Genomic DNA, 11,393 nt, shown 5'->3' with positions numbered 1-11,393 from the left:
ACCGGGCCCGTAAAAATACCCGCTGGCCCGGATGGTGCGCCGGGTGCGCGAGCCCGACCTTCGTCCATCGGTTTTGCCGATGCCCGCCTTTGCCCTCCCACGCCCATGAAACCACTCTTACAACGCCTAATGCTTGCGGTTGCCCTGGCCGCACTAGCCAGCCCGGCTGCCCTGGCCCAAGCGCCTGCCGACGGCGGCCCCGTCCCCGCGGCCCCAACCGATACCCCCCTCGACGGAGGAGCTTCGCTGCTGCTGGCAGGTGGGGTGGCCTACGCACTCCGCCGCCTGCGCCGCCCGACAGCTCGCTAACCGGCGCCGCTACAGGCTCAGCAGCTCGCGAAAGCGCACCGACTGCTGCCGCGACACCTCTACCTCGGGGCCGTCGCGCAGCCGCAGCTTCAGGGTATTGCTGAACCAGGGCTCGATGCCGGCAATCCACTTCAGGTTGATGATTTGCTGGCGGTTGGCGCGGAAAAACACTTTGGGGTCGAGACGCGCCTCGAGCTGCTGCAAAGTGCGGGGAATGAGCGGCCGGTGGTTTTCGAAGTGAATGCGGGTGTAGCTGCCATTGATTTCGAAGAGCTTGATATCGGCCAGCTTCACAAACCAGCACCGCTCGCCGTCCTTCACAAACACCTGGTCCTGGGCCGTAAGGGGAGCCAACGCGGCCTCTTCTGCTGGGATGTTCGGGCCGGTTTCGACTAGCACCGGGGCACTGACGCGGGCCCGGGCTTTGGCCAACGCAGCGGCTAACCGGGTTTCCTCCACCGGTTTCAGCAGGTAGTCGAGCGCATTTACGGCGAAGGCCTGCAGGGCATATTCGTCGTAGGCGGTGGTGAAGATGACGTGCGGGGCCGCCTCCAGTGAAGCCAGCAGCTCGAAGCCGGTCTGGCCGGGCATCTGCACATCGAGCAGCAGTAAATCGGGCCGCAGGGCCTGAATCTGGGCGCGGGCCTCGTCGGCATGGCGCGCCTCCCCCACCACGGTCACGTCGGAAAAGGCCTGAAGCAGGTGGCGCAATTCAGTGCGCGCCAGGCGCGAGTCGTCGACGAGAAGCACGTTCATAATAGGTGAAGATGGGTTAGAGGGTTAGAGGGTTAGAGGGTTAGAGGGTTAGAGGGTTAGTAGATAGTAAAAAAGAACGTCATGCTGAGCCTGTCGAAGCATCTCTACCGCGCAACGCAATCCAATCGAATGGTTTGCTATTGCGGCAGAGATGCTTCGGCAAGCTCAGCATGCCCATTTTGCCCAGCCTGACGTCCTTCTCTACCCATCGCACCCAGCGGCAGGCGCAGCTCGGCCGTAACGGTGTCGGGCAGGTGCGCGTCGTTGCCCACGCGCAGGCTGGCGCTGGGCCCGAACAGCAGCTGCAGCCGCTCATGGGCATTGGGCAGGCCGATGCCGGTGTGGTCGGGCGCGGTAGGGTCGGGCTGATAGCGGCCCGGGTTGCGCACGGTAATGAGCACCTGCCCGTGCCCTTCGAGCTGGGCCGAAACGTGCACGGCTCCCCCGCCCGGCCGCGGCGTGATGCCGTGCTTGATGGCGTTTTCGACGAGCAGCTGCAGCGTCATGGGCGGCAGCTGCGTGGCCAAGGTGGCGGGGTCCACGTCGAAGGTGTAGTGCAGGCGCTCTTCCAGCTGCAGGCTTTCGAGGGTGAGGTAATGCGTCACGGTTTCGAGCTCGCGGGCCAGCGGCACCTGCTCGCGGGTGTTCAGCTGCAGCGAGTAGCGCAGCAGGTCCGAGAGGTGCGTCATCATCTCGCGGGCGCGGGCCGGGTTTTCCAGTACCAGCGCGCGGATGTTGTTGAGGCCATTGAACAGAAAATGCGGGTTAATCTGGGCCTTGAGCGTGCGCATCTCGGCATCGCGCACGGCAGCGGTCAGCTTCCACTTGTCAACTTCGGCCTGCCGCAGGTTGTCGAAGTAGTGCAGGCTGAAATACGCCGCCGACCACAGCCACATGATAAAAAACGAATTCGCGGCATAGCCCACGTATTGCAGCCACGGAAAGCCTTTGCCGTATTCTGGCGAATGCAGGGCGGCTAATAGCCCCGACACCAGCAGCCCAATCACTGCCTGACTGCCCACGGCCACCAGCAGGTTGGCCATAAACAGGCGCGGCAACAGCGACAGCAGCGGCAGGCGCGTCCAGCCGTGGCGGCGCACGTACAGCCGCAGGAGGTGGCTGCCCAGCAGCAGCACCCCGCCCACGATGGCTTCGATGGGCACAACAATGGGCGCAAACTTTCCGAAGATGGCCGCCTGGGCCCCGCCAAATACGGCGAACGTAGTCCAGCCGCCAATTTGGAGCGTCCAGTACAGGCGGGGGCGGGCCGAGAAGCGGGGCATGGCGCAGGAACAGATAAGCCGTGAAAAATCAGCTGAGTGCCCATGCTACCGGGGGGCCTCGGCCAGTCGGTAGCTCGGCACGCGCTGGCGATACAGGGCAAACAGCAGCCCCGCCAGTACCAGCAGGCATGCCAGCACAAACACCGGCACCCAGTAAGGAGCCGTCGTGGCGGTGCGCAGGCCAATGAGCAGGCTGCCCAGCGAAATTACCCCGGCCATGGCAGCATACGGCGGCGCTTTGTAGAACCAGGCATAGGGAAAGAAGTGTGCTCCCGTAATGATGCCGTAGGTCATGATGAAATACGCGGGGTGGTAGCTGAAAATAAAAATCAGAAACGGAAAGTAGAACAGCTGGGCCATGTTCAGCCACAGCCCCAAGGGCTGCAGCGGGTTGTTGGGCAGCTTCCAGACCGTGCCAAATACTTTAGACAGCCCCCAGGCCAGGGGCAGTGTGAGCGCGCCTACGAAGAAGGTAATAAACCCGCGGTGCGTGGCCGAGCCCGGCAGCGTCCAGATGAAAGCAATGGCCGCCCACACCACGCTGGCCGCCACAATAAAATCAAGCCCGTTTTTGGCTTTTACCGACAGCTCCAGGTGGAGCATTTCAAAATCCTGTTCCCGTTGCATTCGAGCCAAGCAGAAAAAAGTGGAATGAGCATGAAAAAGAAGCGCAAGAAAGCTCCCGGGCCTGAATTGTGGCCCGGAAGCTACCGGCCAGCAACTACTTTTTCGCCACCGCCGGCTGCTTCAGGAAGGCATCGGCCTGCGCCAGAAACCAGGCGGTGTCGTCGTACATGAGGAAGTGGCGCCCGGCTTCCGACATTTCGATGCGGGCCTGCGGCAGCTTGGCGTACTGCTGCGTGAAGATGGCGCGGGTGCTCTCCTTGGTCGAGCCGTACTGCGCGTAGGCCGCCCAAGCCCCCAGCACCAGCACCGGCTGCTGAATGCGGCTGATGTCGTTGCGCAGGTCAATGGTGTACATGTCGTACATGGCCTGGGCCGTGGTGGCGGGGTCGGAAACCATGCCCCAGCGGGCTATCAGGGTTTGGCGGGCGGTGTCGGTGGCCATGCCGGCCACCATCTGGCGCTGGGCCGCGGCGGGCATGTGGCCCTGCTTCATCTGCTGGCGCATTTTTTCGGCCATGGGCTTCACGGTTTCCACGGTGGCGGCCGGGTTCTGGACAGCGGCCATGAAAGGCAGCGAGTCGACAATCACGAGCGGGCCAATGGCTTCGGGTTGGGCCGCGCTCAGGGCCAGCGCCATGAAACCGCCCAGGCTGTGGCCCACCACCACGGGCTTGCTCAGCTTCTGGGTTTTGATGTAGGCCAGCAGCTGGTCGCGCACGGCGGGCAGCAGCGGGTCGGTTACGGCGACCGGGGCGGTGCCCCCGAAGCCGGCCAGCGAAATAATGTGGCACTGGTAGCGCTGCTGGTAGTGGGCCACGGCCTCGTCCCATACTGCCCCCGTGCAGTTCAGTCCCGGAATCAGCAGCATGGGCTGGCCCTTGCCCACCACCCGCACCGTGAAGGTGGGGTGCAACGCCGGTTTATCGGCGGCAATTTTGACGGTTGCGGCGGCTGGGCCAGTGGCGAAAGCCGGCGCCGCGGCGCTCAGCAGCAACAGCGAAAAAGACAGGCGGCGGGCGAATGCAGAAGTTTTCATGGGCAGTGAAGTGGGTGATTGGTGATTGAATGACCCAAACTTACCGGGCTGCTTCGGCGAGCGAAACCACTTTCTCGCGAACGGTAATTTGCCCGGCTGAATGGCGTAGCGAGCGGCTGAATGGCACCGGCCCGCCGGGCTCGCCGGGCCCGGGTGGAAACTTTTCGTCGGCCGGCGCATGTAACAGAATCTGGCAGCAGCCGTTGAGTAGCAGGGAGTCGCTCCGGTGGCATGACCACGCTGCTGGTTTCTTCCTGCCCTTCTCCATTCGTTGCTATGCGTATTCTACTCGCTTCCCTTGTTGTACTGGCCTGCGCTGCCCGGCCCGCTGCGGCCCAAAGCACCCGTGCCACCGCTTCGGCTAACTCCCAGAACCGGCTGGCCCTGTCGGAAGGCCGGCCCGTGGCCAGCCCACGCCGCATGCGCTTAGCTTGTGCGCCGCTCACCGGCCAGGTGTTCGAAGCCAATGGCCGCCCGCTGCTGGGAGCTACGCTGCTCATAAAAGGCACCCACCAGGTGTACGTTACCGATTCAGAAGGCAAGTTTCAGATTTCCGACGTGGTGTACCAGGGCCAGCAGTTCACCATTGGTGCCGCCGGCTACATCACCCAGGATGTTGCGCTCGAAGACTGCGCACTACCCCGCCTGGTGTTGGCCAAAGACCCCACCGCGCACATTCGCCGCAACGGCAAGCGCGCCGGTCAGCTCATCCGGCTCGACGGCAAAAGCGTCGACATGAAGTAATAGCTGGAAACAAATTCCTTAGGGCTACCGTTGAGCCGACAACCCAACATATGAAGTTTTATTCATACATTTGCTACCCAGTATGAGCGCCGCTACTTCCGCGCCGCTGGTTGATATGGGCCTCTCCATCGAGAAGATGGAAAAGGTGGCTTTTATTCTCAAAACCACGGCCCACCCCACCCGCATTGCCATTGTGCAGCTGCTGGCTGCCCACGACAGTCTATCGGTTACCGACATCAGCGAGCGGCTGAGCGTCGAGCAAAGCCTGCTCTCGCACCACCTCGCCGGCATGAAGCTCAAGGGCATTCTCAGCAGCACCCGCGACGGCAAGAACATATATTACGCCCTGAAGATGCGCGAAGTCATCGACGTAATCCAGTGCCTGGCCGCGTGCACCTTCCTATAATTGGCCGGGCTTTTTTTGCTTAAATACATGAACAATCGTTCATAAATCAATTCACTCCTCCTTCCCTCATGTTGCACTATCTGGGTTATTTCGCCGCCATATTCATTGGGCTTTCGCTGGGCATTATGGGCGGGGGCGGGTCCATCCTCACCGTGCCCGTGCTGGTGTATTTGATGGGCGTGAGTCCGGTGCTGAGTACGGCCTACTCGCTGTTTGTGGTGGGCAGCACGTCGCTGGTGGGCGCGTCGGGCTACTTCCGCAAGGGGCTGGTGTCGCTGCGCACGGCCATTGTGTTTTTAATTCCCTCGCTGCTGGCCGTATTTCTGGTGCGCAAGGTGCTGATGCCGGCCATTCCGCACGAACTGTTTACGGTGGGTGCTATCGTTTTCACCAAAGATTTGCTGGTGCTGGTGGCCTTCGCGGTGCTGATGGTAGCGGCCGCCACGTCGATGATTCGCAGCCGGCAGGCCGAAGTAGTCTTGGATGACGAGCTGCACCACCAGCACCCGTTCAATTACCCGCTCATTCTGGCCATTGGGCTGGTGGTGGGCACGCTCACGGGCTTTGTGGGGGCGGGGGGCGGCTTCCTCATTATTCCGGCGCTGGTGCTGGGCGCGCGCCTGCCCATGAAACTGGCCGTGGGCACCTCGCTGGCCATCATCGCGCTGAACTCGCTCATCGGCTTTTCGGGAGACCTCAGCGCGGGCACGCCCATTGCGTGGTCGTTTCTACTGGGTTTTCTGGCTTTTGCGCTGGGCGGCATTGTGCTGGGCACTTACCTGACGCGCTTCATCCCCGGAGCTAAGCTGAAGCCCGCGTTTGGCTGGTTTACGCTGGCTATGGGCACGTTTATCCTCGTCAAAGAGCTGCTGTTTCACCACGCCTAGCCGGTTGGCTTTGCTCGCTCAATTCCGTTTCACCCATCCGTTTTCTTGTTGATTTCCCATGAAAATCGAGCAGTTTGAAGACAAGGGCCTGGCCCATTTCTCCTACGCCATCCTCAGCGAGTGTGCCCGCGAAATCGTGCTCATCGACCCCGCCCGCAACCCACAGCCCTACTACGACTACGCGCAGGCCCACGACGCCCGAATCGTGGCCATCATCGAAACCCATCCGCACGCCGACTTCGTCTCATCGCACCTCGAAATTGCGCAGGCCACCGGCGCTGTTATCCGCGTGAGCCGGCTGCTCGGGGCCGACTACCCCCACCAGGCGTTTGACGAGGGCGACACCTTCAGCGTAGGCAAACTCAGGTTTCTGGCCCTGAACACGCCGGGCCACTCCCCCGATTCCATCAGCATTGTGCTGGAGCGTGAAGAACACGACGTGGCCGTATTTACCGGCGACACGCTTTTCATTGGCGATGTGGGCCGGCCCGACCTGCGCGAAAAGGCCGGCAACATGACCGCCAAACGCGAGGAACTGGCCCGCCAGCTGTACCACTCGCTGCGCGATAAGCTCCTGCCGCTGGCCGATGCTGTGCTGGTGTACCCGGCCCACGGCGCGGGCAGCCTCTGCGGCAAAGCCCTGAGCGGGGCCAACAGCAGCACCATTGGGGCCGAGCGCATCGGCAACCCCATGCTGCGGCCCATGAGCGAGGCCGCCTTCATCGCCGAGCTGCTCGCCGACCAGCCCTTCATCCCCAAGTATTTCGCCCACGACGTGGCCCTGAACAAGGCCGGAGCCCCGCCCTACGCGCCGGCGGTGCAGCAGGTGCCGCGCCTGGCCGCCGGCGTGGCGCTACAACCGGGCGTGCTGCTGGTAGATGCCCGCCCCGAAGCCGCATTCAAGCAAGGCCACGCGCCGGGGGCGCTCAACATCCAGCAGGGTGGCAAGTTCGAAACCTGGCTGGGCTCGGTGGTGGGGCCGGGGGAGCCGTTCTACCTGCTGGCGGCCGACGCGGCGACATTGGAAGACCTGATTCAGAAAACCGCCAAAATCGGCTACGAGCCGTTGATTAAAGGAGCCTTGGTGGGTGCAACGGTTACCGAAGCCACCCTGTCAGCCCTGAACGTGGAGCAGTTCCGCCAGCACCCGCAGGCTTACACCATCCTCGATATCCGCAACCCGGTGGAGCACCGCGACGAGCCCCTTTTCGCGGGTTCTCTCAATATTCCGCTGCCCGAGCTGCGCGAGCGGGCACACGAGATTCCGGCGGGCCGGCCGGTGGTGGTGCACTGCGCCGGCGGCTACCGCTCGGCGGCGGGCAGCAGCATTGTGGCGGCAGTATTGCCCGGTACCGAAGTCTTCGATTTGGGGGAAGCAGTGAAGTCGTTTCAACTAGCCGCCCATTAAACTCATCTGTTCGCCAAACCTTATGATGTCAGCCCCCGACCCCAAACGGCATTGGGAAACCATTTATGCCGCCAAACAGCCCCACGAAGTCAGTTGGACGCAGGCGGTGCCCGCTACTTCGCTGGAATTTATTCACGCTTTCGCGCTGCCGAAATCGGCTCCCATTATCGACGTGGGCGGGGGCGACAGCCGTCTGGTCGACTACCTGCTGGACGAGGGCTACGAGAACGTAACGGTGCTGGATATTTCGGGGGCGGCGCTGGCGCGGGCGCAACAGCGGCTGGGTGCCCGCCAGCATCGGGTGCAGTGGCTGGAGGCCGATGTTCGGGAGTTTCGGCCAGCCAGCCAATACGCGCTGTGGCACGACCGGGCCGCGTTTCACTTCCTCACCACTGCGCCCGAAGTGGTGCACTACCTGCGCCTGGCGCGCACGGCCATTGTGCCGGGCGGCTTTCTCACCATGGGTACGTTTTCGGTGGCGGGCCCCACCCAGTGCAGCGGCCTGCCCATCCGGCAGTACAGCGAGGCCACGCTTGGCAGGCAATTGCGCACGGGCTTCCAGAAGCTGCGCTGCCGCACCGAGGACCACGAAACACCCTTTCAGACCAAGCAGAATTTTCTATTCTGCTCCTTTCAGCGCAAAGTGAATGAGATTGTCTGACCCATCCGAAAGCAAAACTTCTGACGAGTTTACCCCATACGTTCTCCTCGTATTCTTTCAAATATCCTTTAGCAATGCTTGAATTTCTGCGCCAGCCCTGGCCTTGGTACGTAGCGGGGCCGCTTATCGGCCTCACGGTGCCGGCCCTGCTGCTTATCGGCAACAAGGCCCTGGGCATCAGCAGCTCGCTGCGCCATGTGTGCGCCGCCTGCCTACCGGCCAACATTCCGTTTCTGACTTACAACTGGCGGGCCGAAAGCTGGAACCTGTTTTTCGTGCTCGGCATCACCATCGGCGGCTTCATTGGCTACCGGCTGCTGGGCCACCCTGATGCGGTGGCCATTTCGGCCGCCACCGTGCGCGACCTGAAAACGCAGCTGCACCTCACCGACTTTTCGGGCCTGCTGCCGCGCGAGCTGTTTGCGCTCGACAACCTTGCCAGCTGGAAAGGCTGGGTTTTCCTGGTGCTGGGTGGGTTTCTGGTGGGCTTTGGCACACGCTACGCGGGCGGCTGCACGTCGGGGCACGCCATTTCGGGCTTGTCCAATCTGCAATGGGTGTCGTTGGTAGCCGTGGTGGGCTTTTTTGTGGGTGGGCTGGCCATGACCTGGCTGGTGTATCCACTCCTGTTTTAACCCGGTTTTGGCCTCATGAAAAACCTCAAATACCTGGCGTTGGGCGTGCTGTTCGGCATTATTCTGACCAAAAGCGAAGTCATCAGCTGGTTCCGGATTCAAGAGATGTTTCGCTTCCAGAGCTTCCACATGTACGGCATCATCGGCTCGGCCATTGTGGTGGGGCTGGTTTCGGTTCAGCTCATCAAGCGCAACCAGCTCACAACCATCAACGGCGAGCCCATTGTCATTCCCGACAAAAAATTCAACCACGGAGTCTGGCTTGGCGGACTTATTTTCGGCTTCGGCTGGGCCATCACCGGGGCCTGCCCGGGCCCCATGTTTGCGCAGCTGGGCAGCGGCAGCGGCGCGGCGGCCGTGCTGATTGTGGCTGCCCTGGCTGGCACCTGGACCTACAGTGCCCTGCGCGAAAAGCTGCCGCATTAAATTCGACCGGCCGCACCAATAGCTTGCCTGGATTTTAACGCTCACCACCGAAACGCGCCATGAACACCACGGAAGACCGGGCGCAGGAGTTGCCGCAGCTCGTGCGTCTCCTCACGCTGCTGGCGGCGGCCGTGGCGCTGCTGGCCGTGGTGGTGCTGGCGCAGCTACTTGGGCCGGCTGGCCCAGCCCAGGTAGTGGCGGTGACGGACGAGGCTACCGAAGGCCCGCCGCCACCCGGCAGCTACCACCGCCCGGCCACCCCAGCCCCCGACACGGCTTTGATTCCGCTCACAGCTGCCGGCCGCGAAATCCGCTATGGGCGGGCGCTGGTGGCCCGCACTGCCGCCTACCTGGGCCCGCGGGGTACTGTGGGCTCCTATACCAACGGCATGAACTGCCAGAACTGCCACCTGCAGGCCGGCACCCAGGGCTTTGCCAATAACTACCTGGCCGTAGCTGCCACCTACCCCAAGCTGCGCGCCCGCTCGGGCACAGCGGAGGGCATCGAGAAGCGCGTGGCCGACTGCATGAAGCGCAGCCTCAACGGGCGCGCTGTACCCGTGGGCAGCCGCGAGATGCGCGCCATTGTGGCCTACATTCAGTGGCTGGGCACGGGTATTCCCAAAGGGAAGGAGGTGTATGGCACCGGCTTCGTGCCGCTGCCCTACCTCAACCGGGCGGCCGACCCACAGATTGGCAAAGCCGTGTTTGCAGCCAAGTGCCAGAGCTGCCACGGAGCTGCCGGACAAGGCCAGCTCCTGGCCCACGGGCGCGGCTACCAGTACCCGCCGCTGTGGGGCCCGGGCAGCTACAACGACGGTGCCGGCCTGTTTCGGGTCTCGCGTTTTGCGCGCTTCGTGAAGGCGGCCATGCCCTTCGGCGCGAGCTTCGACCACCCGCAGCTGACCGATGCTCAGGCCTGGGACGTGGCCGCGTTTGTAAACTCGCAGCCCCGCCCGCACCTGCCCACCCCGCACGACTGGCCCAACATTGCCCAGAAGCCCATCGATTACCCGTTCGGACCTTATGCGGACAGCTTCTCGGCGACGCAGCACAAGTTTGGGCCTTTTCAACCCATTGAGGCAGCGCAGCTATCAATAAAACAACCCTGATTCCTGCACGCCCTGGCAGGTTTTCACAGACTGGTTGCCGGGCCGCATCTCTTACGCTCACCTTCACTCTTTTTCCTTCTCCAATGCCCCTGTTCCGTCCCCTCCTAGCCGCGCTGTTCATTGGCGCAGCTTTCGCCGCCAACGCCCAAACTACCCCCACCCCTGCCCCTGCCGCGTCTACGTCGCCCTCAGCCCCTGCCCCGCCAGCCATCCCGCTCACCCCACCCAATGCAGCCTACGCAGCCAAAGCGGCAGCTTTCCAGGGCGCACCAGCAACCAAAAGCCACTACCGCGCCGTGTATCAGCTCGATAGCGACGACCCGAGGCTCATCAGCCAGACGCTGCACAACATGAAAAATGCGTTGGAGGACCCGCGCCTGAAAGGCAAGCTCGAATTGGAGTTGGTGGTGTTCAGTCGGGGCACAACCGTGTTTAAGAAAGACCAGCCGTACGAAGCCGATGTGCTGGTCCTGCAACAGGCTGGCGTCATCCTGACGCAGTGCGCAAACTCGATGAAGGCCTATAAGCTAACCAAGGACGATATGCTGCCCTATATTTCCATTGTGCCCACCGGCAACGGCGAACTGATTCTGCGCCAAACCGAGGGCTGGGCCATTGTTCATCCCTAGTCCGCCTCTGCTTTGAAATGCTCCTGCACCAAGGCCAGTATTTTCTCTTTCGTCAGGGGCTTGTTCAACACGCCGGCCACGGGGAGCTGCTTTACCCGCTCAAGGTCGGCCCGCAGCATGGTGGTGGTGAGCATGATGATGACGGTGTGCTGCTGTTTTTGAATCGGTAACAGCGCGTACGCTTCCAGAAACTCGATGCCGTTCATGATGGGCATTTTCATGTCCAGCAAAATAAGGTCGGGGCAGCTGGCACTTAGCGGCAGGCAGGTTTGGTGCAGGTTCTGCAGCGCCTGGGCGCCGTTTTCGGCCACGTGCAGGTGCTTTACCAAGCCGAGGCGCTTGATGAGGGACTCGTTGAGAAAATTGGTGGTCGAGTCGTCGTCCACCAGCAGGATGCTGGACAGTTGCGGCATGCAGGGTAGGCTCCCGACACAGCAGGCGCACGCGTGTTACGAGCAAGAGCATCGGGGGTTG

At 62.4% G+C, this 11,393-nt stretch carries 15 protein-coding genes; 10 read left to right on the top strand and 5 right to left on the bottom strand.

The features are described 5' to 3' along the window. The first annotated feature begins 105 nt into the window (after nucleotides 1-105). Nucleotides 106-309, top strand: a complete 204-nt coding sequence (locus ABD837_RS05245; protein ID WP_345051158.1) for a PID-CTERM protein-sorting domain-containing protein — start codon at nucleotides 106-108, stop codon at nucleotides 307-309. Between the two features lie 9 nt (nucleotides 310-318). Here ABD837_RS05245 and ABD837_RS05240 read toward each other — a convergent pair whose 3' ends face one another. The 4 genes from ABD837_RS05240 to ABD837_RS05225 form a co-directional block, all read right to left on the bottom strand. Next, nucleotides 319-1,065: a LytR/AlgR family response regulator transcription factor gene (locus ABD837_RS05240; RefSeq protein ID WP_345051156.1), complete on the bottom strand. Its 747-nt coding sequence runs from the start codon at nucleotides 1,063-1,065 to the stop codon at nucleotides 319-321. A 137-nt stretch (nucleotides 1,066-1,202) separates the two neighbouring features. Then, nucleotides 1,203-2,348: a sensor histidine kinase gene (locus ABD837_RS05235; protein WP_345051153.1), complete on the bottom strand. Its 1,146-nt coding sequence runs from the start codon at nucleotides 2,346-2,348 to the stop codon at nucleotides 1,203-1,205. Between the two features lie 45 nt (nucleotides 2,349-2,393). After that, a complete protein-coding gene (locus tag ABD837_RS05230; protein ID WP_345051973.1) occupies nucleotides 2,394-2,975 on the bottom strand; it encodes a DUF7010 family protein in 582 nt (193 codons plus the stop codon). 94 nt (nucleotides 2,976-3,069) lie between these two features. After that, nucleotides 3,070-4,011 carry an alpha/beta fold hydrolase gene (locus ABD837_RS05225; RefSeq protein ID WP_345051151.1) on the bottom strand — a complete coding sequence of 314 codons (942 nt, stop codon included), beginning with the start codon at nucleotides 4,009-4,011 and terminating at the stop codon, nucleotides 3,070-3,072. 276 nt (nucleotides 4,012-4,287) lie between these two features. Here ABD837_RS05225 and ABD837_RS05220 point away from each other — a divergent pair, with 276 nt between their 5' ends. From ABD837_RS05220 to ABD837_RS05180, 9 genes are all read left to right on the top strand, one after another. Next, entirely contained in the window at nucleotides 4,288-4,755 is a 468-nt protein-coding gene (locus ABD837_RS05220; RefSeq protein WP_345051149.1) for a carboxypeptidase-like regulatory domain-containing protein, read from the top strand. An 82-nt stretch (nucleotides 4,756-4,837) separates the two neighbouring features. Then, entirely contained in the window at nucleotides 4,838-5,161 is a 324-nt protein-coding gene (locus ABD837_RS05215) for an ArsR/SmtB family transcription factor (RefSeq protein ID WP_345051146.1), read from the top strand. A 68-nt stretch (nucleotides 5,162-5,229) separates the two neighbouring features. Beyond that, on the top strand, nucleotides 5,230-6,048 hold the full coding sequence (locus tag ABD837_RS05210) for a sulfite exporter TauE/SafE family protein (RefSeq protein ID WP_345051144.1): 819 nt from the start codon (nucleotides 5,230-5,232) through the stop codon (nucleotides 6,046-6,048). A 58-nt stretch (nucleotides 6,049-6,106) separates the two neighbouring features. Beyond that, nucleotides 6,107-7,456, top strand: coding sequence for an MBL fold metallo-hydrolase (locus tag ABD837_RS05205; RefSeq protein WP_345051142.1), 1,350 nt, complete (start codon nucleotides 6,107-6,109; stop codon nucleotides 7,454-7,456). A 22-nt stretch (nucleotides 7,457-7,478) separates the two neighbouring features. Further along, complete coding sequence (locus ABD837_RS05200; RefSeq protein ID WP_345051139.1) at nucleotides 7,479-8,117, top strand: class I SAM-dependent methyltransferase; 639 nt, start codon at nucleotides 7,479-7,481, stop codon at nucleotides 8,115-8,117. Nucleotides 8,118-8,191: 74 nt separating this feature from the next. Beyond that, a complete protein-coding gene (locus ABD837_RS05195) occupies nucleotides 8,192-8,752 on the top strand; it encodes a YeeE/YedE family protein (RefSeq protein WP_345051137.1) in 561 nt (186 codons plus the stop codon). Between the two features lie 15 nt (nucleotides 8,753-8,767). Beyond that, nucleotides 8,768-9,178, top strand: a complete 411-nt coding sequence (locus ABD837_RS05190) for a DUF6691 family protein (protein WP_345051134.1) — start codon at nucleotides 8,768-8,770, stop codon at nucleotides 9,176-9,178. Nucleotides 9,179-9,237: 59 nt separating this feature from the next. Continuing rightward, on the top strand, nucleotides 9,238-10,290 hold the full coding sequence (locus tag ABD837_RS05185) for a c-type cytochrome (RefSeq protein WP_345051133.1): 1,053 nt from the start codon (nucleotides 9,238-9,240) through the stop codon (nucleotides 10,288-10,290). Between the two features lie 83 nt (nucleotides 10,291-10,373). Continuing rightward, nucleotides 10,374-10,919 carry a DsrE family protein gene (locus ABD837_RS05180; protein WP_345051130.1) on the top strand — a complete coding sequence of 182 codons (546 nt, stop codon included), beginning with the start codon at nucleotides 10,374-10,376 and terminating at the stop codon, nucleotides 10,917-10,919. Here the strand turns inward: ABD837_RS05180 and ABD837_RS05175 are convergent. Further along, nucleotides 10,916-11,332 (bottom strand): response regulator, encoded by a 417-nt coding sequence (locus ABD837_RS05175; protein WP_345051127.1) that lies wholly within the window; start codon nucleotides 11,330-11,332, stop codon nucleotides 10,916-10,918. The genes ABD837_RS05180 and ABD837_RS05175 overlap by 4 nt on opposite strands. Nucleotides 11,333-11,393 lie beyond the last annotated feature (61 nt).

The sequence above is a fragment of the Hymenobacter glaciei genome, assembly GCF_039539585.1.
Lineage (GTDB): Bacteria > Bacteroidota > Bacteroidia > Cytophagales > Hymenobacteraceae > Hymenobacter > Hymenobacter glaciei.
The sequence above is the reverse complement of the archived record's forward strand: the minus strand, read 5'-3'. Positions and strand labels throughout refer to the sequence as shown.